The organism is Pseudomonas sp. MPB03 (assembly GCF_046605385.1).
Taxonomy (GTDB): Bacteria; Pseudomonadota; Gammaproteobacteria; order Pseudomonadales; family Pseudomonadaceae; genus Aquipseudomonas; species Aquipseudomonas zanjanensis.
In genome coordinates, this window is the sequence record NZ_CP176770.1 from 4,187,852 (window position 1) to 4,212,079 (window position 24,228).

Consider the following 24,228-nt stretch of genomic DNA (forward strand, 5'->3'; position numbering starts at 1 on the left):
ACCATGAAACTGTACTTCGCCCCCCTGACCTGCTCATTGTCCCCGCACATCGTGTTGCGGGAATTGGGCTTGCCCTTTGAATTGATCCGGGTCGACAACAAGACCAAGCGCACCGCCGACGGACGCGACTTCCTTAGCATCAACCCCAAGGGTTACGTGGCCGCCTTGGTGCTGGATAACGGTGAGGTCCTGACCGAGGGGCCCGCCATCGTCCAGTATCTGGCCGATCGGGTCCCTGGGAATACACTTGCGCCGGCCAATGGCACTTGGGAGCGAGTTCGTCTGCAGGAATGGTTGAACTTCATCAGCACCGAGATCCATAGCGGCTGTGCCCCGCTGTTCAATGCCGATATCGCCGAGTCAACCAAGGCAATCTTCAGGGCAAGACTGTTCAAGCGCCTGGACTACCTCAGCCAGGCCCTGGAGCAACAGGATTACCTGATGGGCCGCTTCGGCCTGGCCGACGCGTACCTGTTCACCGTTTTGACTTGGTTGCCGTTGTTCGATATCGCGATCGGCGACTGGCCGGTACTGGCGTCGTTCATGGCCCGAATCGCGGCACGTCCCAGCGTCCGGGCGGCGATGGCGGCAGAAGCGGCATGATCCATCCCAGTGCAAACTGACCCACCGCTATCGCGAGCAAGCTCGCTCCCACAAAGGTCGGCGGTGGATTCCGATTTCTTCAACGCCTCAAAACCACTGTGGGAGCGAGCTTGCTCGCGATGACGGCGGCACATCTAACATCCTGCAAGCTGACCTACCGCTATCGCGAGCAGGCTCGCTTGTATGGTAGGACTTGAAGGGAGGAGGAGGGACAAGGCTCGATTCTGACTGTTCGCGCAGTACAGACCGTGGGAGATTTCGCCCCTCCTCCTTTCACCCAAGCGCCGATAAAGAATGCTTCGGCCTGGATCGACGATAGAGACAAGCCTGCGCCTCTGGGTGACCCCTTCAAGTGTTCAAACCTTAGCCCGGAGGATTTTCAATGGCAATGCCGGTTTCTGTCACAAAGCCGATCGTGGGCGTGGATGTCGCCAAGAACGAGCTGGTGATCTATCACGCAGAGCTTGATGTGTTGGAAGCGATTCCCAACGACAAGGCGGCCATCAAAAGGTGGTTGAAAGTACTGCCGGGGCCCGTCGATGTCGCCATTGAGTCGACCAATATCTATCACTTGGATTTTGCTGATCTGGCCTATGAGGCCGGTTGCACGATCTATATGGTGGGCGGTTATGAACTTCACCATTACCGCAAAGGCGTAAAAGTACGCGCCAAAACCGACGCGCTGGACGCCAAGCTGCTGGCTCGTTACCTGAAGAACGAAGGGCATGAGCTTCATCCATGGGCGCCGCCATCTCCGTTGTATCGCCAGCTTCTAAGCCTTTTCCGCCGTCGCGCTGCGTTGGTTCAGGCTCGAGTCGCCCTGGTACAAAGCTGGGCCAATGAGCCGCTGCTCAAGACCGCTTTCGCCGAGCAAATCGCCGCCATGCAGAGGCTTGAGACATTGATCGAGAAGACGATCAAGGATCATCTGAAAAATGCTGGTTTGCTAGGTCAACTGAACCATTGCCTGAAGGTCGAGGGCATCGGATTTCTGACCGGAGCCCGCTTACTTACGGCGTTTCAGCGGGGCGACTTCAAAAACGCAGACGCCTTCATTGCCTTCTTGGGGATGGATTTGCGAGTGTCCCAATCAGGACAAAAAGACGACCGCCGAAGCTTGAGCAAACGAGGCGATCCGGAAGTTCGTCGGCTTTTGCACAACGCAGCCATGTCGGCTAGCCGTACGCCTGCCTGGAAAGGCTTTTATGAAAAACTAAGAGCTCAAGGCTTCGCTACCACCCAGGCGCTAGTGATACTGGCACGCAAGCTTGCTCGGATCGTATTCGCTCTGCTGAAAGGGCAAAGCGAATACCAACCAAAAGCGGCTTGAGGGCTTCCCCTCAACCATAGAATCTCCCACAGAGGCCTGCGGGCGACTCAAAAATTGAAGGGCTTATTCGCCCAAGGCCTGGCTGAAGGACGTGTCGATAATTCCGGCGGTGACCAACGGGGCCGGCAGCGCCTTGACCTTGAACAGGAAGTCCGCCGTGCTTTGCAGGTCGGCGGCGGCCTGTCGGTCCACCGGGCCGATGCTCATGTGAGCCTGGCGCAACCAATGGCGCGAGACGTTCTGGTCGAGGTTGGCCTTTTTCGCCCACAGGTCCGCGTATGCGTCGGTGTGGGTGTCGACCCAGCCACGGGCCTGCTTCACCCGCCCCAGGAAGTCGGCGATGGCTTCGCGCTTGCTGTCGATGGCCGGTGTCGAAGCGGCAATGGCGCTGAGGCCGGGCATGAGGTTTTTCGCCGTCAGGATCGGCCGGGCGCCGGAGAACAGGATCTGCTGCGAGATGTAGGGTTCCCACACCGGAAAGGCATCGATACTGCCCTGGGGCAAGGCCGCCGCCGCGTCGATCGGCATCAGCTTGATGAAGTCCACATGGTTCTCCGGCAGGCCGGCCTGTTCCAGGGCACGCAGGGTCAGTTGCTGGCTCCAGGCGCCCGGCCAATAGGCAACCTTCTTGCCCTTGAGGTCGGCGATGGTCTTGACCGGTGAGTCCTTGGGCACCAGTAGCGCGATGGTGTCCGGGTTTTGCCGCGAGACTCCGATCAGTTTCACCGGAGCCTGTTTGGCAGCCAGGAACAGGAACCCCGAATCGCCGAGGAAACCCAGGTCCAGGTCGCCGGTATTCAGTGCCTCGGCCAGGGGCGCGGCGGCCTGGAAATGTTTCCAGTCGACGCGGTAGGGAGCGCCCTCAAGCACACCCGCAGCCTCCACCGAGGCCCGCACGTTGTAATAGTTCTGGTCGCCGACGTGCAGGACCAACGGCTCGCTGGCCTGGGACAACGGTGCGGCGAACAATGTGCTGAGGAGCAGAGAACGGAAGAACTTCATGAAGGCATTCCTGAATGGATTTCATAGAACATAACGCTCTTGTAATTCCATCCGAAATTCTTTTAACGCATAAGCTCATAGTCACAAAGCAGCGAGTGTCCAGGGTGCAACAGTGCCGCAACAAAACGGTTTCATTGCAGACATTTCCCAGGCGACAGCTTCGATTCTTCGGTCATGGATATACCCTCCAAAGCTATACCCATAACCGTTAGAAATAATCGATCTAAACTGGGTCCTGAAACGCCCCACCACGCCGGTCAGCCGATCAACCTCGCATACAGCGGCCGGTCGATATTCCCCCCGGTCAGAATCACTCCCACTTTTTTCCCCCGCATCGCTTCACGCTCCTGCATGAGCGCTGCCAAGGCCGCGGCGCCCGCACCTTCGGCGAGGTTGTGGGTGTCGGTGTAATACACCCGCATGGCCTCGGCAATTTCAGCGTCGCTGACCGCTACGATCCGCGCCGCAGCGGCAGCGTAGATGGCCAAGGCCTCGGGAATGGGTTTGCGCACGGCCAGTCCGTCGGCAAAGGTGTTGGCCGAAGGGGTCTCGCAAAGTCTTCCCGTTTCAAATGACGATTTCGCTGCGTCGGCCTCGGTGGACACGACGCCCACCACGCGGGTTTTCAGGCCCAAGGCATCGCGGGCGGCGATGACTGCGCAAATCCCCGATCCGCAGCCTATCGGCACGTAGACCGTATCCAGGTCCGGCACCGCCTGGAACAGCTCAAGCCCGTAGGTCGCCACGCCCTTGACCAATTCGGGATGAAACGGCGGCACCAGGTAGAGTCCCTGGGCGTGAGCCAAGCGTAAGGCCTCTTCGCGGGCCTCATCGAAATCGCGGCCAAACTCGACCACCTCGCCGCCAAAGCCACGCATGGCGTTGTTCTTCTCCACCGAGTTACCTTGCGGCACGACAGTCAGCGCTTTCAAACCCAGGGCAGTAGCCGCCAGCGCCAGGCTCTGGCCGTGATTGCCGCGCGTTGCCGTGACGATGCCTTTTGCCTCCGGGTGTTCGCGCTTGAGCCAATGCATGAAGGTCAGGCCACCGCGCGCCTTGAAGGCCCCGGTCGGGGTGTGATTCTCATGCTTGACCCACACTGTGCAACCCAACCGTTCAGCCAGCAACGGCCAAGCGTATTGGGCAGTGGCGGGCATGAATTGATAGAGATGGCGGGCAGCCTGTTCGATGTCGTCGCGGGTCAGTGTGTGCATGATGGGCCTCCAGGTTTTTGCCCAGTCTAATCAGCGCGCCATCGGCGGGCTTTCAGAAAACTGACCTGACTTTCGGGCTTGCTCTTCATTACTATGCGGTTCATGAGCCCGCGAAACCGCCAGTCGCCGCCCCCACCTGAACCGGTCCGTCGTATCGAGGCCGGACCCTGGGCGATCGAATTGCTGCCCGGCTGCGCCTACGCCACTCGCTATGTCGCGACCCAGTCAGCCATCGGCTTTGCCTTCGACAGCCAGCGCGGCCTGCATGCCATCGGCAGCGACCGCGTGCGGCCCTTCGAGGCGCTGCCCAACGGCCTGGCATTCGTTCCCGCCGGGTGCGACGTGTTCTCCGAATCTCCCGCCGGCGGTGAATACCTGCGAGTCGTGCGTACCGACGGTATGGCGTTACCGGGGACGCATGCATTCAACAATCGCATTGACCCGCAGGCCATCACCCTCGCGTTGAGAATGCGCAGCGCGCTGTTGCGTGCCACCGCAGAGGACGATTGGGAAGCCTGGGCGCTCGGTTTGGCTGAACGCGTGATCGACCACAAAGCGTTTTCACCACGCCCTCAAGGCTCCATCACGGACGGCCGGATGCGCCTGCTCGACGACTTCATCGACGCCAGTCTCGACAGCCCGGTGGGGGTCCAGGCCATGGCGGGGCTGCTTGGCTTGTCCGAGGGTTATTTCATCCGAGCCTTCAAGCAGGCGACTGGCAAAAGCCCGCACAGCTACCTGATCGACCGGCGCCTCGCCAAGGCACGGGCGCTGATGCGTGACTCAACCGCCCGGCTGACCGACATCGCACACACCTGTGGCTTCAACTCCCAGGCGCACATGACCACGCTGTTCAAGCAACGCCTTGGCATCAGTCCGGCGCAGTTGCGCAGGTAGTTGTTCGGGCCTGATACACCGTTATCGCGAGCAGGCTCGCTCCCACATTCGATCGCCAGCAGACAGAACAGCCGTGGGCAGCACTGCCCCCTGTGGGAGCGAGCTTGCTCGCGATGAGGTCCTGCCAGTCGGCATTGATACTGAATGAAAGACCGCCATCGCGAGCAAGCTCGCTCCCACAAGGCCCCCAGGCTAGCCGGCGGTAACAGTCATGCCACCATCCGCCATGACCACCGCACCGACCACAAAACTCGCACGGTCCGAGGCCAGGAATGCAACCACTTCGGCAATCTCCTGCGGCTGTGCAGCCCGGCCGATGGGCGCAGCTTCACCGTGCTGGGCGAGAAACGCCGGACCGTCCTCGACTACGTCATTGAGGATGTTGGTGACCACATCGCCAACACCGATGGCATTGACACGAATACCGTGCTCGATGGCTTCCAGCGCCAAGGTGCGCGTCAGTTGCGCCAGGGCCCCCTTGGAGGCGGTGTAGGCGGCAATGGTCGGGAAGGCAAAATAGGACGCGTAGGAGGCGATGTTGACGATGGCCCCCGACTGGTTGGGCACCATCGCCTTGACCGCTTCGCGCGAGTGCAGGAAGGCGGCGGTGGCGTTGACCGCCTGGATGCGCTCCCAGTCCTGGCGCGTCATGTCGATCACTAACTTGTTGATGATGATCCCGGCATTGTTGACCAGGATGTCCAGCCGACCGAACTGCTCGACGGCCAGGCCGACGGCGCGCTCGGCGGCGCCATCCGCGGTGATGTCGGCCTCCAGCGGCACCAGCCCCGGGCGGGCCAGCTCATGGACGGCGGGGTTGATGTCTTCCGCCAGCACCTTGGCGCCGCGGGCATGCAACAGCAATGCGACAGCCCTGCCGATGCCACTGGCAGCGCCGGTGACCAGCGCAACCTTGCCTTCGACTTCGTGGGGAATAGTGGGTTGGATATCGGTCATGATCGCTCTCCTGCGTGAGCGGGCAGACGAGACATTCGCCGGCCCGGCGCCCATGGGCGCTGTCGTTATCGACGGCTTCACTGTCTCCCATCGGCGGATGCCGGGCTTTCGCAGGCTTGCTGGGACTGTTGGAGTCTTGCGCGAATCTGTCCGTGAGGGCCAAAGCCGTGCTCTAGCTGAACCATCGCCATCGCGAGCAAGCTCGCTCCCACAGGGGAGTGGCGGTGGATGAGCCTCTCGCAGGCGCCCCAAAAAATGTGGGAGCGAGCTTGCTCGCGATGACGGTCGCACCGTCAACATCATTTCATGAGCAGTTGATCCAGGCAGCGGCATCAGCGAACCAGATGCTGGACGCCAATCGCTGGCCTGTCGGGGATAATAGCGGCGGACTACAAAGGCTCTGCAGTCTGGATGAGCGAATTGAGCACCAGCTTTATTTCAATCGCCGGATCTTTATGCCCTTGCAATATCAAGCCTTCGGCCAAGGCCGTGAAGGTCTTCGCAAGCGCGGCATGTTCCAGCGGTGGTTTCTTGCCAGCATGGTTGAATATGACAGTAATCAACTTGCCCAAGGCCTCGCTGTTTTCCTCATGCAAGTCGTAGTAATGCTGAGAGAACTCTTCATCACGCAGGGCAATCAATTGCAACTCGGCATCGAGGATCGCACAGCGGGTATTGTTCTTCAGGGTGTCGATATAGGCATTCAAGCCATGGCTCAACTGCTCCGACGAATACCCCGACGTCAGGGTCGTACTCAATCGATCGATTTCAACGCGCTTGAAACGTTGAGTCAGTTGCAGGAGCAAGTCCGATTTACTGGAAAAATTGGAAAAGAAGGCGCCTTTGGAGAAGCCGGCCTCCTCGGCAATGACGTTGACGCTGGCGGCATGAAAACCTTTGCTGATCATCAGCTCAGTAGCGGTGTCGAATAATTTGTCTCTTGTTATTTGCTGGCTCTCTTCTCGACCTAGTCTCTTTTTAATCACGCCCTCGGCTCCTTTGGCCAGTCAAAATATGCACCTGTATCTGAATGCGACGAAGCGATTACTCACTGTAGTGAACCGGTGTTCGCCATCATATCTTATACGCGCCTCATTCAATCATTTACATTTTAACTTTCAAAAAGTGCCATGTATGTGCCATGTAACCGGGACAGGCTACCGTGATGCAAGATGGACTATGCAGTCACGTTTTTCACACCGGGAACAGGTGAATCCAAACCATCGAGGCTCGTTGCTCGCGGGCGGGTTGGCCCCTTCTTTGACCTTCCTCAAGGCCGCATTTTCCGCATCTCCACGCCACGCTTTCGGATGAAAAAATCCGCGTAACGGCCGGTTCAGAGCCATCGATTCGCTAGCTTTACGAAATACCGCTTGATTTCCAGATACCGAATGGTTTTTACTTGCGCCGTTGGTGGAGCCCAACGCCTGATCAGGGCATCGAGTCAGTGACACCGGTCTCGATGCAATGACGGGTCACCTCACAGGAGCGGGATTTTAATGGAATATGCCTTCGTTACAGGCGCTACTGGCCTGCTCGGGAATAATGTCGTTCGTGCGCTGTTAAAACGAAACATCAAAGTAAAAGCCCTGGTTCGTTGCGCCGAGAAAGCCAGGAAACAGTTCAGCGGCCTGCCCGTGGAATGGATCGAAGGCGACATGCTCAATGTCGACGCCTTCAGTCATGCACTGCAAGGGTGCGATGCCTTGTTCCATACGGCGGCTTATTTCCGCGACAGTTACAAAGGCGGGAAACACTGGCAAAAACTCTATGACACGAACGTGACCGGCACCGAGCGCTTGTTGCAAGCCGCTTATGACGCTGGCATCCGTCGTGCCGTGCACACCTCGTCCATTGCCGTGTTGAAGGGCAATAAAGATCAAGTGATCGATGAAACCATGTCTCGCAGTGAACAGGAGGCTGATGATTATTACTTGAGCAAAATATTGTCCGAACAGAAAGTCCAGCAATTTTTGGCGCAGCACCCGGACATGTTCATTGCCATGGTATTGCCAGGGTGGATGTTCGGCCCGGGGGATATCGGCCCGACTTCCTCAGGCCAGTTCCTGCTGGACTTTGTCGGACAAAAACTGCCCGGCGTACTTCCCGGCAGCTTTTCCGTCGTCGATGCCCGGGATGTGGCCGAACATCAAATCGCGGCCATCACCCGCGGCAGGTCCGGAGAGCGTTACCTCGCCGCCGGCAATCACATGGACATGAAGAGCATCTTCCAGGCGCTGGCCAGCGTCAGCGGCGTAAAAGCCCCTGAACGAAAAGTGCCTTTGTTCATGCTGCGACTGATCGCACTGATCTATGAAGGCTATTACCGGATTACCAAGAAGCCGGTACTGATCAGTACGTCTACGGTCAAGCTCATGGCGCAAGAACAAGACCGCACGCATTTCAGCCACAACAAAAGTTCAAGGGAGTTGCAATGCCAATTCCGCCCTGTCGCTGAAACCCTGACCGATACCCTGGACTGGTATCGGAACAACAACTACACAGATGCTTAATTGAGACCATTCATATAAAGCCTGCCTCTGTAGTACTTTTTTGACACGCCCTATATCCAAGGATTGAAAGAGGTTGGTAAATGAAAAGCCTTTCATATAAAGAAGGTTTTCTGCATCGTTTTGTCGGTTTTTCGGAATCCTTTCCCGAGCAAGTGGCTATCCGGCACTTGGACACGGAAGAAGACACCGTTACTTATCGCGAGCTGCGCATCAAGGCCGAAGCCTGCAACGGCGCCCTGACGGCACTCGGTGTATTGCCGGGCGAGAAAGTCGCGCTGGTGCTGCCCAACGGGGTGGCATTCATCGCTTATTACCTGGCGATTATCGGGCGGGGTGCCATTCCGGTCATCCTCAACTACAAGTTGACCTCTTTTGAAATGAACAGCGTGGTCAGCCTCGCCAGGCCGACCCTGGTGGTCACGACCCAAGTGCTATGGGTGCAACACGACGAGATATTCCAGCCCAACAACGGCGTCAGACACGCCTTGGTGCTGGACGACGGGGGCGAACCTTCATCGCCCCTGCCCGCCAATGCAACGGCCGCCTCTCAATTGCCTCGACAGCTCGAACCCTTGTTGCTGCCCGAAGGCAATCCGATCGTCTCGGTGCAGTTCACCTATCGAGGCATCGGCAGGCCCCTGGCGGTGTCTCACCGCTACCTCGACCTGACGCAATCGAGCGATGGGCTGCACGAGCATTTTCACCTGCAAGGCGTCGGCTCCGTGCACCTGGTGACACTGCCGCTGTATGCCATCTTCGGCCTGTCGGTAATGATGGTGTTTCCCTTGAGCGTGGGCGCCACCCTGCTCATGACCAACACCCTGCTCAACCGGGACCTGGCAGAAGTCCTGTCCGAGCACCAGGTCACCTTTGCCTGCCTGGTGCCCGATGTCATTCGCTACTTCAATACGCGGCTGGCCAAACGCAAAGGCGCGCGGTTGCCGTTGCACCCGCAACTGATGATCTACTCGGGCGGCAGCCACCTGCCGGCCGATGAAGCCGAAAAGCTGGGCACGCTGCTGGGCTGCAATCCCGTGCTCCAGGGGTACGGTTTGACCGAAAGCATGCCGGTGATCGTCCAGAGTTCGATTGGCCCGGTCCACCGCGGCGCCATGGGCCAGCCGATCAGCGGCGTGGAACTGCGCGTCGTCGATGCCGAGGGCCAGGACGTGGCACCCGGGCGCATCGGCGAGTTACTGATCCGCGGCGCGATGGTGATCGGCGGCTACAACGATGCCGAGGACACCAATGCCCGATTCTTCCGCGACGGCTGGTTCCACAGCGGTGACCTGGTCTGGCGCGACGACGATGGGCATGTATTTTTCTTTTGCCAACGCCTGCGTATCTCGAAGATCAAGGCGCAGATGGTCGACCTGGTGGAAATCGAATCCATCGCCCTCAAGCACCCCGACGTGGTGCGCGCCAGGGCCTATATCGTCCCGGATCACAAGGAAGTCAACGTGCTGCACCTGTGCGTCGAAGGGACCGGCGAGCTGACCCAGAACGCGCTGGGCACCCTGCTTTCCCGCGATCTGTCGGGCTTCAAGCTGCCCAAGACCATCGAGATCATCCCGCTCAAGGAAGAGGCACATGCACACTAACAGCACCCAACCGGTACTGGCCGTTTTTGACTTCGACGGCACGTTGACCGACCGGCACACCTTCTGGCGCTACATGCGCTACATCGTCGGCACCCGTTCGTTCTGGCTGCGGATCATTCCCCTGCTGCCCAAGATGCTCAGCGTGATCCTGGGAATCACTCCACTGATGCAAGCGCGCCTGGCCTTCATTGCCTGTTACCTGGGCGGGCTGTCGGTGGAGCAAGAACGCGAGCACGCCAAATACTTCATCAGCGAACAGCTGCCGCTCTGGCTCAGGCCCGAGGCGTTGCGACGACTGCAATGGCACCAGTCCATGGGGCATATCACCGCGCTGGTCAGCAACTCGCCGGAAAACTACCTGATCCCTTGGGGCCAGGCCGCGGGGTTTGACTATGTGTGCGGCACGCGCCTGGCCACGGCAAAAAACAAACTCACCGGCGGGATCGCCGGTACCAACTGTGTAGAGCGAGAGAAAGTCACGCGCCTCAAAGGCTGCCTGAGCAATCTGGATGATTTTTATATTTATGCCTACGGCGACTCATCAGGCGACGCTGACCTGCTCGGCATTGCCAACTCTCCCTTCTACAGAAACTGGTACTGATCGATGAACACGCTGAGCAACTTGGCCCCCAAGCATTTCAAGCGCCCTGACAGCGCCCCGACCGTCATGATCGTCGGCGCCGGTCCCATCGGCCTGTCCCTGGCAATCATGCTGAAAAAATGGGGCGTGGCGTTTCGCATCATTGAAAAGAACGCCGGCCCCTCGACCGCGACCAAGGCGATGGCGATCCATTCCCGCACCCTGGAAATCTTTCGAGACCTGGGCGTTGCCGAGCAAGCCATTCACGACGGTTTCACGATCAACCAGTTTTCCGTGCAGTCGAATGCCAAGCGAGTGCTGAACTACAACTTCTCCTACCTGGACGCGACCTATCCCCTGCTCTTGAGCCTGCCACAGCCGCAAACCGAGAAGATTCTCCTGGAGCGGCTGAAGGAACTGGGCGCGGAGGTGGAGTGGAACACCGAACTGGTGGACATCGAAAACCTGCCGGGTTCGGTGCGCATGACGCTCAAGCATGCCGACGGCACCGACGAAACCTTCGCCAGTCGCTGGGTGGCCGCCTGTGACGGTGCTCGCAGCAACATCCGAAAACGCCTGGACATGACCTTCGAAGGTTCGTCCTATGACCGCTTTTTCATGCTCGCCGATGCCGATATCCAATGGTCCGGCAGCCAGGATGAGGGCGCGTTTTTCCTCGGTGCACAAGACGGTTACGTGGCGGTTGCGCCGATCAGTGCCCAGTCCCGTTATCGGCTGTTCATCGAAATGCCCTACAACCTGCCGCCAGAAGGCGAGCGTCCGTCGCTGAGCCTGGAGAACTTCCAGCGCCTGTGCGAAGGACGTGGGCAGAAGATGACGCTGTCCAATATTTCCTCGACGACCATCGCCTCGTTCCAGCATCGCCGCGTGCAAACGATGCAACAAGGCTCGGTGTTCCTGCTGGGGGACTCGGCGCATATCGGCAGCCCCATCGGTGGCCAATGGATGAACCTGGGGGTTTCCGAGGCCTATAACCTGGCCTGGAAAATCGCCTATGTCGATCAAGGCCTGGCGGATCCGTCCTTGCTCGACAGCTACAACGAGGAGCGTTATCCGGTTGCCTTGGAAGTCGAGAACACCGCCCACCGGTTGACGGGGCTGATTACCGTCCGGCGGCGCGCCCTGGTCTGGCTGCGTGACAACGTCCTGCCGTTGTTGAGCAACCGGAAAAAGGTCCAGCGCAAGTTGCCGTCAATGATTTCCGGTCATCAGTATCACTACGAAAAGAGTGATTACTTCCAGGAATCGCTGACGAAGAAACAGCGCTACAACTGGAACAAGAAAGGCAAAAAAACCGAGTTCCCGAGTGCAGCGCCTCGCGCCGGGCAACTGGCACCCGATGTCGAGTTGTGGCAACTGCAAGGGCTGCCCACAAAACACTTGATCGACCTGTTCCACGGAACGTTCACGCTGTTGATCTTCAGCGCGGCCGATCAGTTTTCACCTTTATTGCCGGGCCATTACGCCTTGGCCGAGTCGGTGGAAAAGGACTATCCAGGCATCAAGGCTTATTGCGTGATCGATGCCCTGAGCAGCGCCGGGCTGCCATCCTGGCACTCGACACTGCTGGACCCCGACTGGCGACTGCACAAGCGCTACCACGCCAAGGCAGGCACGTTGATGCTGATTCGTCCTGACGGCTACATCGCTTTCCAAGGTGCCGATGCGATAACGCTGGCGACTTACCTGAACGTAAGGTCCGGGTTGCTCAAGGGCGCCAGAAAAACCACCTCTTGTGAGATCGACGCAGTGGAACTCCAACTTTAAGTCGCCCCATGGCTATTGCCAATTTGCCCCATTGATATAAACAAGGCCCAGTCCTGGGCCATGATTTTTGATCTTTCTTTTGTATAGAAATATCGACCGACTTGGTTAGGAGAACCTGATGCGTTTGCAACTTAACGATGTGGTGCAGGAATTCATCGTGTCCAACGGGAGAATAGCCCACAGCTATTTCTCTCTGTCCGAAAAGATCATTGAGTCATTGTGCGAATCCAATGTCGCCAAGGAAGCGATATTGCTGCGCGTGTTGGAACAAGCCGAAACCGTTACTGCCCATTACTTCAATGCTCATCAACAAGTTCTCGAGGGCGTTTATGCCCATGGGATCGAAACCTCCGTCAGCCAGAATGTTGCAGTGCTGGAGCCTGTTCAGGCTAAACCGACCATCTTGGCCCCGATGCCCGTCGCCGAAACCGTCGCAGAGACATCGGCACTCAGCTACGGGCAATGGTTGCGCGGAGAAATCAGCGCCGTCACCGGCTTCCAGGCACAACAGATCGACTTCGATCAAAGCTTCGAGAGCCTGGGGATCGACTCGCTGGGACTGGTGGATATTTTCGAGTCCCTGGCCCAGCACTTCCCGGAAAAGAAAGCGCTCACCGCTCAGCTCTTCGATGCCCCTACCCCGACCGCCTTGCTGGCCCGACTTGAAGCCGATCCACAGGCGCCGGCGGTGGATGTCCAGGGTTGGGTACTCGATCAACTCGCGGCGATCACCGGCTTTACGGTTGAGCAGATCGACCCGACACAAAGCTATGAAAGCCTGGGCCTGGATTCGCTCGTGCAGCTGGATTTCCTCGAATCGGTCGTCGCCCTCTGGCCACAGCTCAAGGCTCACAGCTCCGAGCTGGCCAATGCCAAGTTCCCGCAGGCAACCATTGCCCTGATCCAAGCCACCCTGGCCGATCCCCAACCGCAAGCGGCGCCCTCACCTGCCGCGACCGCCACTCAAGGGCAGGCGGAAAACCTGCTGTTCAACGCCCTGTCGCCGTTGATCCCGGACGCCGCGCAGTCCATCGATATCCAGACGCCGTTCGCCCAACTGGGTCTCAACGGCTTCGCCCGAGAAGCGCTCTGCCATTCCATGGCGCAACAGTGCTCGGCCAGCGAGTTTGCCGGTGAAGCGTTGATGTCCCGTCGCACGCCTCAGGATGCCTTGTCGCTGCTGGCCAGACTGAGCTGAGCCCAGCAACGAGCAACAGGAATGGAATCCGGGTGACGAACCAGTCACCCAGCAGTTTGGCGATCAGGAGACAGGGTATGAGTGGCGCAGCAACAACAGCGGGCGATTTTTGCTTCAGCGCGATGGCGGGCGAGTTTCCAGGGGCGCCGTCAACGGAAGCGCTTTGGCAGTTGCTTTCCCAAGGGCAGGTCGCACCGATCGAATCGATGCCGACACGCTGGGACGTGGACAAGGCGTCGATCTATTCAACCAAGGCCGGCGAGAAAGATCGCACCTACCTGGACAGCGCTTTTTGCCTGACCGACGACGCTTCGACTCCGTCACGGCACGAAGGACGACAGGTCGCCATTGGCAAGAAAGTGCTCCAGACGCTGTTCAGCCAACTGGCCGCACAGGGCTCGCTACTGAGTAGCGAACGCACGGCATTGGTGGTCGCGACATCTTGGAGTGACGAGAGCTATTTCGTCACCGGCATGTCCGGAAAACCCGATGCACCGCCGGGCTTTACCCCGGGTGAACAAGTCGCGGCGCTGGCCGCGGCCTTTGCCTTGGGTGGGCCGGCGCTATCGGTGGACACCGCGTGCAGCTCGTTCCCCTATGCCTTGGACATGGCCCAGGCGCTGGTCAACAGCGGCCAGGCGGACAACGCGATTGTCATGGCCCTCAACACCGTGCTGCCACCGGCGCTGTTCCTGGGCTTCTCGCAGTTGACGGCGTTTTCCGCGCGGGCGCGGATGGAAGCCTTCGGCCAGGACGCCGACGGCATTGTACCGGGCGAATGTGCCGTTGCGTTCCTGGTCGAACCGGTCGTCCAGGCCCTGACCGCGCAGCGCCGTCCAATGGGTGTCTTGCGCGCCTTGGGCATGTCCGCCGACGGCGCCGAAGGCTCGGTGTTTGCCCCCGGCAAACAGGCCCAATACTCGGCTTACCAACGTGCTTATCGCGGCCTTGACCCAAGGGACGTGGACTACATCGAGACCCACGGCACCGGCACACCGCTGGGGGATGCGACGGAGCTGGCCTCGCTGGACAGCTTCTTCGCCCCCCATCGCCCGCACGGCGAGAAAATCACCATCGGTTCGATCAAGTCGGTCATCGGCCATCCCCTGGCCGCTGCCGGCGGCGCTTCGCTCGCCAAGGCCCTGATGATATTGCGCCACAAAGGCATCCCCCCGCAGCCGGGCTACCGCCCCAGCGCAAAAGTCGACGCCACCTGCCTGCGACTCGCCACCCAGCAGGTACATCCTCTGGAGGCGCGTCAGTCGGCGATCCGGATTGGCATCTCCAGTTTCGGCTTTGGCGGCGCCAACGCTCACCTGGTGGTGGATGAATACGTTCCCAACGAGCGGCCTGCCGCAGCCCCCGCCAACACCTGCGGCGTGGTGATGCTGGACCTTGCCATCGTCGAGGCTGAGGCCGCGCTGGGCAGCCACCGTTCGTTGCAGGCATTCCAGCAGCAGCTCGACCAACCCGCGGCGCCTTCGGTCGTGTTCCCTTATGGGCGCTTCGTCGATTACACCCCGGCGCCCGGTCAGCCTTTGCTGGGCAAATTCCTCGCCCAGGACCACGTCATCGATATCGATGGCTTCGGCATGGGGCCCAAGCCGCTGGCCCACGTCGACCCGTTCAAACTGTTGATCACCGATCGCGTCAACCACTTGCTGCGACGCTTGCCGGGCGTGGCCGGTTCGCCCGGCACCGCGATGGTCATGTGCTGCAACATGGGCGGCGAGCGCTTCAGCAACGCCTATAGCAGCGCCCACAACTTCTTTTCCCGGACACAAGGCGCGGCGCCGGGCGTCGAAGTGACTGACGTGGCAACCATGCTGCCGAACATGTTGTCCGGCTACCCGGCACAGATTTTTGACTTCAAGGGTTTCCATCAAACCCTGGTCGGCACCGCGGGCCTGTTCTGGCAAACCGTGCTGGCTTCGCCGCAATGGTTCGACAACGGCATCACCACCCTCCTGCTCGGTGCCGGGCGTTTTCTCAGCGGTGAGATCGAGGTCGAGCGCGCCCGGCGTACCGCGACCCAGCAGGGCGAAGGACTGGGGCTGCTGGCGGTGCGTCGCTATCAGCCGCAGGCCTCGGACAAACCGTTGCTGGTGATCCGCGCCGCAGTCCTCGCCCACGCCGCCGACTCGTTGGAAGCGGCTTGCCGGTTGGTGGGCAAAGCGCCGAACCACTATGCGAACGTTGAAATCTGCGAGTTGCAGCCGGTTGCGACACCTGCCAGCGGATCGCTGCGGGAAATCACCGGTTTCCTCGCCGAAGCCAGCGGCATCGAAACCCTGCTGGCGGTGATGTTGCGCAGCGCGACCCATAGCGTGATCGAGGTGCGTGAGGCCGGCAAGACGGTGATGTGGCTGTTTACCGAACGGCTTCGCCAGTGGACTCCGACCACGGTCGAGGCCAGCTCGCCCATCAAGCATCCGTTCATGCTGCGCTTTGCCCATTCGTCATCCCAGGAACTGCAGCAGGTCATCACGCCTGTCAGCCTGGTCCACGAGCCGCAGAACGATGGCGTCGATGTGCAGCAGCTCAGCGACATGCTCACCAGCACCCTGCTCTCCGGGCTGCGGGTGCGGGTGCGCGCCATGGAAAGCCTGTTCGCCCTGCACCGTGGCGATACCGCCCAGCGCCCGACGCCCTGGCAGCGCAGCGCGGAACATAGCGTGATCACCAACGCCCGGCGCAGCCCTCAGTCGCTGCACGCCCAACTGGTGGTGAATGAAGCGCACCCCTACTTCTTCGACCACCCCTTGGATCACGTTCCGGGCATCTTGCTGCTGGAGGGCGTGCTGCAATTGCTCGAACTGGCCATGCCGCCACTGAGCGGACGGGTCGCCTACATCAAGACCCTGACGATCAAGTTCCAGCACTACGTACAGAAGCACGGCACGGTCGATCTGCATGTGGAGCAAGGCGAAGATTCCCAGGTGTTCCATGGGAAGGTCATGCAGGCCGGGAAAGTGATGTGCACCTGCATCCTCGAAATGGCCTACAGCTCGGCGTTCGAGACCTCGCCGGCCAGCGACTTCACCGCCACGCCCTGCTGCGACAAGGCCCTGTTGCACAAGGCCCGGGCGGAAAACGTCATCGTCAGTGACATGAGCGGTGTCGCCCAGGGCCTGAGCGTGGACACGGTGAAACTGCCGCCGGAGCACTTCTTCCAGGCAGGCGATCCCCAGCACTATTCCATGGTGTATTTCCTCGAGGTGGCTCGCCAGTGCTACATGCAGATCGCCCACAGCCATCTGCGCATCCCCCTCAACACCCCAATGAACCTGCTGGCCTTGAGCTTCACCCTGGATCGGCCCATCCCCAGGAACAGCCCGCTGTCATTGGCGCCGCAGGCCGGTTTTGACGCTGCGCTCCAGGCCTTCAAGACCAACCGCATCTACATCGACCTGTTCAACCGGGGCGAAAAAATCGGACAAGCCAGCATTACCGCCCAGGTGCTGAGTCAATCCGCACCGGCAGCCTGAGCATTGAATGGATCTGCCACCCCGCATGACCGTGCCCCCCCACAACCAAGGTGTCACCGTGAAAGACGTCAACGTGCAAGTCATAGTCAAATCGCCTCCTTCTGAAATCTGGAAGCTCTGGAGCAACTTTCCCGAAGCACCGCTATGGGATACCGACGTTCGCCAGTGCCAGCTCGACGGTCCGTTCCAGGCGGGAACGCGCGGCAGATGTGTCCTCAAGAATGGCTTGAACATGCCCCTGAAGCTGGAAGCCGTGAGCCCGCACGAAAGTTATCGCAACAGCGCACGGCTGCTCTGGATCGACCTGGAATTCGACCATCGGATGCGCCGGCTCTCTGCCGATGAAACCCATGTCATCCATAGCGCGAGGATTTCGGGGCCGTTGAGTTTCCTGTACCGCGCACTGCTGCGCAAAGCACTGGCCAGGGCGATGACCACCGCCCTGGACAACCTCTGCAAGCTGGCTGAACAACGGGCCGCCACCTCGGCGCGGGGGAAAACCGCGACGCCCTTGCACCTCGTGTGAGCGCCCTCGGACGTGTTTCGCCTACCTATCGATAACAGCAACATTTCGGATCTAGCATGAACCTACAGAAAAACACCCGCTATCTCGTCATGGGCATCGTTGGCCTGGGTGTGATCGCCCCAACGTCGAGTTTCGCCGACACGCTCGGCCCCTATGTCAGTGGCATGGGCGGCGTGAACTGGGTCGCTGAACAGGACCTTAACCAGAACGATCTTGATTTCGTCGAAATGGAATACAACCAGCCGTTGCATTCCGGCTTCGCCACCGGCCTCGCACTGGGCTGGCGCTTCCCGACCGGGCTACGGCCCGAAGTGGAACTGAGCTACCGCCGCAACACCCTGACCCAGTTCAATCAGCGGGTCTACGAGGGCGGCGGCAGCATCGACGGCAAAGGCGAACAGGAAGCCACCAGCCTCATGGCCAACCTCTGGTATGACATCTCGAACCTGCCGGCCCCCTTGAGCCGCCTCACCCCGTATGTCGGCGGTGGCCTGGGCTACGCCGTGCTGACCATCACCGGCCTGGAAGCCGGTGGCGTCGAGTTCGGCGACACCCATCGCGACACCGTCTCGGCCTGGCAACTCGGCGCCGGGGTCGCTTATGAACTCAGCGAGCATTGGTCCATGTCGCTGGACTATCGCTACTTCAAGACCGGCGAAGCGCACTTCGGCGACATCCAGGGCCTGCCCCAGGGCGATGTGCAAACGGAGTACAACGCCCAGTCGTTGATGCTTGGCTTGCGCTATTGGTTGTAGCTGGTAGACGGATCGGCGCCTCAGGTGCCGATTCGTCTCTCACGGCTTCGCTGTCCAAGCCTGGGGCCATTTACTACGGGTGAAACGCATTGCTAGATCGAAAGCACAAAGCGGCTTCCACTCTCGATGTCCTCGCCATCCGACAACGCTCCAGGTACAAACCCGCACCGCTCAAGAACCTTCCTTGAGCCGACGTTGCTCTCATAAACATAAGCCACCAGCTGTGTAAGCTTCCAACGCATCCGCGCCGCCTCGATCAGATGTTTCAGAGCCAGCGTTGCCAGCCCTTGCCCGCAAGCGCGTTGATCAATGCGATAGCCCACCTCGGCGCATCCGTGTGGTGAATGGATGCTTTTCAAATTCGCCCGCCCCACGATTCTCCCGCTGGAATCCTCGATGACAAACGGGTGCCAGGCACCCTCAGCGAAATCGGCCAGATAGCTTTCGATGTGATCGACGACGCCCGTCAATGAATAAAAGGCCGGGTCGCGTGGGTCGATCTGCGACTCGAACCATTCACGGTTGTGGATTTCGAAGGCCAGCAGCGCTTGCGCATCGGTGCTCTCCAACTCGCGAATTCTGAATGGTTTCACTGATTGTTTCTCCGGGGCCTGGAAGCGCAATCGTAAGGTCGGATGATCGTTCATGGCCAGGGCTTCTGCTTGAGCGGGTTTGTGTTGAGGGCCGCTGCGCAGGGACTATGTGGCGAGGGGATTTATCCCCGCTGGGCCGCGGAGCGGACCTAAAATTAGACACTGTGATGTTTCAGGTTGACCGCATTCAGCCTTTGTTGGGGCTGTTGCGCAGCCCAGCGGGGATAAATCCCCTCGCCACAAGGTTATTTATTTGATGGGGGTATAAACGAAAAATGCTCCGTACCTTTCGATACGGAGCATTTCTTCAAGGCTTCCTCAGATGGCCAGGGCTTCACGCGGTGGTGAATCGCCTGCTTCAATCGCCTGCAGAATCCGGAGCGATTCTGCAGTTTCTATCGGGGAAGCCAAAGTGGAACCTGCCTGGCGTCCTTCAGGCGTTCTGGTTCCAGGGACGGTCTCCATGCTCGTCCTTGATGCGCGTCGGCAAGCCCATCACATCCAGCGCTTCGAGGAACGCCTCGGCAGGCAGCTCCTCGACGTTGACCATGCGCCGCACGTCCCACTCGCCACGAGCCACCAGCAAGGCTGCGGCCACGGGTGGCACGCCGGCGGTGTAGGAAATGCCCTGGCTGTCGGTTTCGGCGTAGGCGTCCTCGTGGTCGGCTACGTTGTAGATGAACATCTCGCGCGGCTGGCCATCCTTGGTGCCCTTGACCAGGTCGCCGATGCAGGTCTTGCCGGTGTAGCCCGGCGCCAGCGAGCTCGGGTCAGGCAGCACGGCCTTGACCACTTTCAGCGGCACGACTTCCAGGCCTTCGGCGGTCTTGACCGGTTGCTCGGAGAGCAGGCCAAGGTTCTTGAGCACGGTGAACACATTGATGTAGTGCTCGCCGAAGCTCATCCAGAAACGCACGTTGGGCACGTCGAGGTTCTTCGACAGCGAGTGCACTTCGTCGTGACCGGTCAGGTACAGGTTCTGCGAGCCTACGACTGGCAGGTCGTCGGTGCGCTTGACTTCGAACATGGTGTTGCTGGTCCACTGGCTGTCCTGCCAGCTCCACACCTGTCCGGTGAATTCGCGGAAATTGATTTCCGGGTCGAAATTGGTGGCGAAATATTTGCCATGGGAGCCGGCATTGACGTCGAGAATGTCGATCGAATCAATGCGGTCGAAATGCTGTTGTTGCGCCAGTGCCGCATAGGCATTGACCACACCCGGGTCGAAGCCCACGCCGAGAATGGCGGTGATGTTCTTCTCCTGGCACTCCTGGAGATGGTTCCACTCGTAGTTGCCGTACCAGGGCGGCGTCTCGCAGACCTTGCCCGGTTCTTCGTGGATGGCGGTGTCCAGGTAGGCCACGCCGGTATCGATGCAGGCACGCAGCACCGACATGTTGAGAAAGGCAGAGCCGACGTTGATGACGATCTGCGACTCGGTTTCGCGAATCAGCGCCTTGGTCGCTTCGACATCCAGAGCGTTCAGTGCAAAGGCCTTGATGTCGGCGGGTTGCTTTAGGCTACCCTTGGCCTTGACGCTGTCGATGATGGCCTGGCATTTGGAGATGTTGCGCGACGCGATAGCAATACGACCGAGTTCGTCGTTGTGCTGCGCGCACTTGTGGGCCACCACCTTGGCGACACCTCCTGCACCAATGATAAGTACGTTCTTCTTCAATTTCTTTATTTCTCCTTCCGCCAGCTCAAGAGAGGCTGGACAAGTAGTCGTCGTAAACAAACTCGCGAACCACCTCGACGCTGCCGTCGAGTTGCTTCACAACGATGGACGGCATCTTCAGGCCGTTGAACCAGTTTTTCTTGACCATGGTGTAGCCCGCTGCGTCGATGAACGACAGCCGATCGCCGATGGACAACGGACGATCAAATTTGTACTCGCCAAAGATGTCTCCGGCCAGACAGGATTTGCCACAAACCATGTAGGTGTGTTCGCCCTCGCTCGGTGCCAGCTTGGCGTCCAGGCGATAGATCAGCAGATCGAGCATGTGCGCCTCGATGGAACTGTCCACCACGGCGAGGTGCTTGCCGTTGTAGAGCGTGTCGAGCACGGTGACTTCCAGCGACGCGCTCTGGGTGATCGCGGCCTCGCCCGGCTCCAGGTAGACCTGCACGCCATACTTTTGCGAGAAGGCCTTGAGCCGTGCGCAAAAGGCGTCCAGGGCGTAGCCCTCGCCGGTGAAATGGATGCCGCCACCGAGGCTGACCCACTCGACCTTATGCAGCAAGTGACCAAAGCGTTCTTCGATAGTGCCCAGCATCTCGTCGAACAGGCCGAAATCGCCGTTCTCGCAGTTGTTGTGGAACATGAAGCCGGAGATGTGCTCGATGACCTGCTCGATCTTCACCGGATCCCACTCGCCCAGGCGGCTGAACGGTCGCGCCGGGTCGGCCAGCAGGTAATCGGAGCTGCTCACCTGCGGATTGACCCGCAAGCCACGGACCTTGCCGGCGGACGCTTCGGTGTAGCGCTGCAACTGGCCGATGGAGTTGAAGATGATCTTGTCGCAGTTGGCGAGCATCTCCTCGATCTCTTCGTCGGCCCAGGCCACGCTGTAGGCATGGGTCTCGCCGGCGAACTTCTGCCGGCCGAGCTTGAGCTCGTAAAGCGACGACGAGGTGGTGCCGTCCATGTACTGCTGCATCAGGTCGAACACCGACCAGGTGGCGAAGCACTTGAGCGCCAGCAAGGCCTTGGCCCCGGACTGCTCACGCACATAGGCGATCTTCTGCATGTTCGCCAGCAGCTTTTGTTTGTCGATGAGGTAGTACGGCGTTTTGATCATTTTCGAGGCCTCCGGGCAAGGCGAGCCAAAAAAGGATGCGCATTGTGCCTTCACTGACTGCAGATCGAAAGAGCGAAAAGCCCCGTTCGCGCAATCATCCCGATCCAGGCCGACGCTTTGCGATAACCGGACGTACCGGCCGCACAGGCGACAAGAGGCTGGATCTGGCAACGGAGGGATAACCAAAAAGCGCTGACGCTCGACCTTGAGCCGTCATCGATAAGCGTCACGGCGGGCAACCGTTCGTGATCAGCTTTTATGCATCAGGCCATGAAGCACACCGAACCTGAGGCCCGCTTCGCTAGCGAGCATGTCTGTAATACCGAAGACCTTGAACGCCGCCAGCATGATCGCCAGGCCACCGGGCAAGATGCCCAGGCGATGACGCTGCAAGCCGGCCAACCTGAGTTGCTCGACATGCCCGACTTCCAGCAGCCGCAGCGACAGGCGCAGCAACCCGCCGTAGGTGATGCCGCCTTGTCCGAAGTCATTGAGACCATTGGCCTTGAGCACCTTGGCCAACATCCGCGCTGTACCGGATGAGCCGATCACCTGCTGCCAGCCCTGCGCGCGATAATGCGCCGCCACTGCTTCAAACTGCAGGACGGCCACGCGTTCAGCCTCCAGCAGCGCCTGAGCGGTGATGCGTCCGCCCGGAAAGTAACGCGCGCCAAAGGTGCCACTGCCAATGGCAATGCTTTCCGTCAACAACGGTTGGGCGCCCTGCCCCAAGATCAGTTCGGTCGAGCCACCGCCGATGTCCACCACCAATCGCGTCTGTTCGACGCCGGGCACCGTATGGGCCACGCCGGCATACACCAGCCGGGCTTCTTCATGCCCCGACAGCACGTCGATCCGAAACCCCAGGTGCCGTTCGGCACTGGCCAGGAACAACTGGGCATTGGCCGCTTCGCGCACGGCACTGGTCGCCACCGCCCGCACCCGTCCGGCTTCAAAGCCGCGCAGTTTCTTGCCGAATCGGGCCAGGGCCTGCCAGCCTCGATCCAGCGCCAGCTCGTCCAGCGCCCCGGCCTGCAGGCCCTCGGCCAATCGGACCGGCTCGCGCAAGGTTTTCACTTCCTGGATCATCATCTGTCGATTGCGCCTGACCGACTGGCCAATCATCAGGCGAAAGGCGTTGGAACCCAGGTCAATGGCCGCGAACAGGGGGGCGTCGCCTTTCATAGCGGTATTCCTTGATTCATCAGCCAGCAGGCACAAGCGCTGCCGAGCATCCCACGATGATTTGCGAGGATCCTGCCACGGGTTCGATGACACCTGGATGACACTCCCTGTTTTAGCCAACGACAAACTCATGAAGCGTAGATGACGTCACTACTATGTAACAAACTGCAGATAGCGTGGATCGCGCCTCCACGACCGAGTTTTCCACCATGCTTTCAACCCAGGACACCTTGGTACAGCGCATCCACCGCGAATTGCTCGATCACAGTGACGAAGAACTGGAGCTGGAATTGTCCGAAGACGGGCATGACCTGAACGCCCTGTTCGATGAACACGCTCCGCAAAGCAGCGAAAAGGAAAACCGCCGACTGTATTTCAGCGAACTGTTCCGCCTCCAGGGCGAACTGGTGAAGCTGCAAAGCTGGGTGGTCAAGACCGGGCACAAGGTCGTGATCCTGTTCGAAGGACGGGACGCCGCCGGCAAGGGTGGCGTGATCAAGCGCATTACCCAGCGGCTCAATCCCCGGGTGTGTCGCGTTGCCGCCCTGCCCGCCCCCAACGACCGTGAACGGACTCAATGGTATTTCCAGCGCTACGTTTCGCACCTGCCGGCGGCGGGTGAGATCGTGCTGTTCGACCGCAGCTGGTACAACCGCGCCGGGGTCGAACAGGTCATGGGCTTCTGCACCGACGACCAGTACGAAGAGTTCTTCCGTACCGTGCCGGAATTCGAGCGGATGCTCGCCCGCTCCGGCATCCAGCTGATCAAGTACTGGTTCTCCATTTCCGACCAGGAACAGCACCTGCGCTTTCTCAGCCGTATTCATGACCCGCTCAAGCAATGGAAGCTCAGCCCCATGGACCTGGAGTCCCGTCGGCGCTGGGAGGCCTATACCAAGGCCAAGGAAATCATGCTTGAACGCACGCACATCGCCGAGGCTCCCTGGTGGGTGGTGCACGCCGACGACAAGAAAAAGGCCCGGCTCAACTGCATCCACCACCTGCTGGGGCAAATGCCCTATGAAGAAGTGGAACTGCCCACCATCGAGCTGCCGCAGCGCGTACGTCAGGAAGACTATTCCCGCAGCCCGACGCCCCCGGAGCTGATCGTGCCCCCGGTCTATTGAGACCCGCCAGGCAGGGATGCCCACCAGGGTTGTCCCAAACGGCTCTGACCTCGTGCATCTCCTGCCCGCT

The 24,228-nt window shown here is 59.9% G+C and carries 20 protein-coding genes; 12 read left to right on the forward strand and 8 right to left on the reverse strand.

From position 1 onward, the window contains the following. Nucleotides 1–3 precede the first annotated feature (3 nt). Nucleotides 4–603, forward strand: a complete 600-nt coding sequence (gene gstA / locus ACLH0I_RS17840; RefSeq protein ID WP_411387524.1) for a glutathione transferase GstA — start codon at nt 4–6, stop codon at nt 601–603. Nucleotides 604–985: 382 nt separating this feature from the next. Next, the gene (locus tag ACLH0I_RS17845) at nt 986–1,933 is read left to right on the forward strand and encodes an IS110 family transposase (protein WP_250966064.1); all 948 of its coding nucleotides are present in this window, start codon (nt 986–988) and stop codon (nt 1,931–1,933) included. Nucleotides 1,934–1,996: 63 nt separating this feature from the next. Here ACLH0I_RS17845 and ACLH0I_RS17850 read toward each other — a convergent pair whose 3' ends face one another. Then, complete coding sequence (locus tag ACLH0I_RS17850; RefSeq protein WP_411384964.1) at nt 1,997–2,935, reverse strand: ABC transporter substrate-binding protein; 939 nt, start codon at nt 2,933–2,935, stop codon at nt 1,997–1,999. A 257-nt stretch (nt 2,936–3,192) separates the two neighbouring features. Further along, nucleotides 3,193–4,149, reverse strand: coding sequence for a threonine dehydratase (locus ACLH0I_RS17855; RefSeq protein ID WP_411384965.1), 957 nt, complete (start codon nt 4,147–4,149; stop codon nt 3,193–3,195). A 93-nt stretch (nt 4,150–4,242) separates the two neighbouring features. On the opposite strand from ACLH0I_RS17855, the gene ACLH0I_RS17860 reads away from it, so the two are divergent. Continuing rightward, on the forward strand, nt 4,243–5,046 hold the full coding sequence (locus tag ACLH0I_RS17860) for a helix-turn-helix transcriptional regulator (protein WP_411387525.1): 804 nt from the start codon (nt 4,243–4,245) through the stop codon (nt 5,044–5,046). Between the two features lie 192 nt (nt 5,047–5,238). Here ACLH0I_RS17860 and ACLH0I_RS17865 read toward each other — a convergent pair whose 3' ends face one another. Together ACLH0I_RS17865 and ACLH0I_RS17870 are read right to left on the reverse strand one after the other, a co-directional pair. Beyond that, nucleotides 5,239–6,003, reverse strand: coding sequence for an SDR family NAD(P)-dependent oxidoreductase (locus ACLH0I_RS17865; RefSeq protein ID WP_411384966.1), 765 nt, complete (start codon nt 6,001–6,003; stop codon nt 5,239–5,241). 389 nt (nt 6,004–6,392) lie between these two features. Continuing rightward, nucleotides 6,393–6,989 carry a TetR/AcrR family transcriptional regulator gene (locus ACLH0I_RS17870; protein ID WP_353050731.1) on the reverse strand — a complete coding sequence of 199 codons (597 nt, stop codon included), beginning with the start codon at nt 6,987–6,989 and terminating at the stop codon, nt 6,393–6,395. A 513-nt stretch (nt 6,990–7,502) separates the two neighbouring features. On the opposite strand from ACLH0I_RS17870, the gene ACLH0I_RS17875 reads away from it, so the two are divergent. The 8 genes from ACLH0I_RS17875 to ACLH0I_RS17910 all read left to right on the forward strand — a co-directional run bounded on the left by ACLH0I_RS17875 (nt 7,503) and on the right by ACLH0I_RS17910 (nt 18,452). Then, on the forward strand, nt 7,503–8,516 hold the full coding sequence (locus ACLH0I_RS17875) for an SDR family oxidoreductase (RefSeq protein WP_411384967.1): 1,014 nt from the start codon (nt 7,503–7,505) through the stop codon (nt 8,514–8,516). An 80-nt stretch (nt 8,517–8,596) separates the two neighbouring features. Further along, the gene (locus tag ACLH0I_RS17880; protein ID WP_411384968.1) at nt 8,597–10,117 is read left to right on the forward strand and encodes a class I adenylate-forming enzyme family protein; all 1,521 of its coding nucleotides are present in this window, start codon (nt 8,597–8,599) and stop codon (nt 10,115–10,117) included. After that, nucleotides 10,107–10,718 (forward strand): HAD-IB family hydrolase, encoded by a 612-nt coding sequence (locus ACLH0I_RS17885; RefSeq protein ID WP_186729113.1) that lies wholly within the window; start codon nt 10,107–10,109, stop codon nt 10,716–10,718. The genes ACLH0I_RS17880 and ACLH0I_RS17885 overlap by 11 nt, the downstream gene beginning before the upstream one ends. Nucleotides 10,719–10,721: 3 nt before the next feature. Further along, nucleotides 10,722–12,485 carry an FAD-dependent monooxygenase gene (locus ACLH0I_RS17890; RefSeq protein WP_411384969.1) on the forward strand — a complete coding sequence of 588 codons (1,764 nt, stop codon included), beginning with the start codon at nt 10,722–10,724 and terminating at the stop codon, nt 12,483–12,485. Between the two features lie 118 nt (nt 12,486–12,603). Next, the gene (locus ACLH0I_RS17895) at nt 12,604–13,683 is read left to right on the forward strand and encodes a phosphopantetheine-binding protein (protein ID WP_411384970.1); all 1,080 of its coding nucleotides are present in this window, start codon (nt 12,604–12,606) and stop codon (nt 13,681–13,683) included. Between the two features lie 77 nt (nt 13,684–13,760). Continuing rightward, nucleotides 13,761–17,171, forward strand: a complete 3,411-nt coding sequence (locus tag ACLH0I_RS17900) for a beta-ketoacyl synthase N-terminal-like domain-containing protein (RefSeq protein ID WP_411384971.1) — start codon at nt 13,761–13,763, stop codon at nt 17,169–17,171. Nucleotides 17,172–17,178: 7 nt separating this feature from the next. After that, on the forward strand, nt 17,179–17,697 hold the full coding sequence (locus ACLH0I_RS17905; RefSeq protein ID WP_411384972.1) for an SRPBCC family protein: 519 nt from the start codon (nt 17,179–17,181) through the stop codon (nt 17,695–17,697). Nucleotides 17,698–17,753: 56 nt separating this feature from the next. Beyond that, nucleotides 17,754–18,452 (forward strand): outer membrane protein, encoded by a 699-nt coding sequence (locus ACLH0I_RS17910; protein ID WP_411384973.1) that lies wholly within the window; start codon nt 17,754–17,756, stop codon nt 18,450–18,452. Nucleotides 18,453–18,544: 92 nt separating this feature from the next. Here the strand turns inward: ACLH0I_RS17910 and ACLH0I_RS17915 are convergent, their stop codons facing one another. From ACLH0I_RS17915 to ACLH0I_RS17930, 4 genes are all read right to left on the reverse strand, one after another. Then, nucleotides 18,545–19,045 carry a GNAT family N-acetyltransferase gene (locus ACLH0I_RS17915; RefSeq protein WP_411387526.1) on the reverse strand — a complete coding sequence of 167 codons (501 nt, stop codon included), beginning with the start codon at nt 19,043–19,045 and terminating at the stop codon, nt 18,545–18,547. A 433-nt stretch (nt 19,046–19,478) separates the two neighbouring features. Continuing rightward, nucleotides 19,479–20,723 carry a saccharopine dehydrogenase family protein gene (locus ACLH0I_RS17920; RefSeq protein ID WP_411384974.1) on the reverse strand — a complete coding sequence of 415 codons (1,245 nt, stop codon included), beginning with the start codon at nt 20,721–20,723 and terminating at the stop codon, nt 19,479–19,481. A gap of 25 nt (nt 20,724–20,748) precedes the next feature. Beyond that, on the reverse strand, nt 20,749–21,846 hold the full coding sequence (locus tag ACLH0I_RS17925) for a carboxynorspermidine decarboxylase (RefSeq protein WP_411384975.1): 1,098 nt from the start codon (nt 21,844–21,846) through the stop codon (nt 20,749–20,751). 249 nt (nt 21,847–22,095) lie between these two features. After that, nucleotides 22,096–23,031, reverse strand: a complete 936-nt coding sequence (locus ACLH0I_RS17930) for a Ppx/GppA family phosphatase (RefSeq protein WP_411384976.1) — start codon at nt 23,029–23,031, stop codon at nt 22,096–22,098. A gap of 209 nt (nt 23,032–23,240) precedes the next feature. Here ACLH0I_RS17930 and ppk2 point away from each other — a divergent pair, with 209 nt between their 5' ends. After that, nucleotides 23,241–24,158: a polyphosphate kinase 2 gene (gene ppk2 / locus ACLH0I_RS17935; RefSeq protein WP_250963666.1), complete on the forward strand. Its 918-nt coding sequence runs from the start codon at nt 23,241–23,243 to the stop codon at nt 24,156–24,158. Nucleotides 24,159–24,228 lie beyond the last annotated feature (70 nt).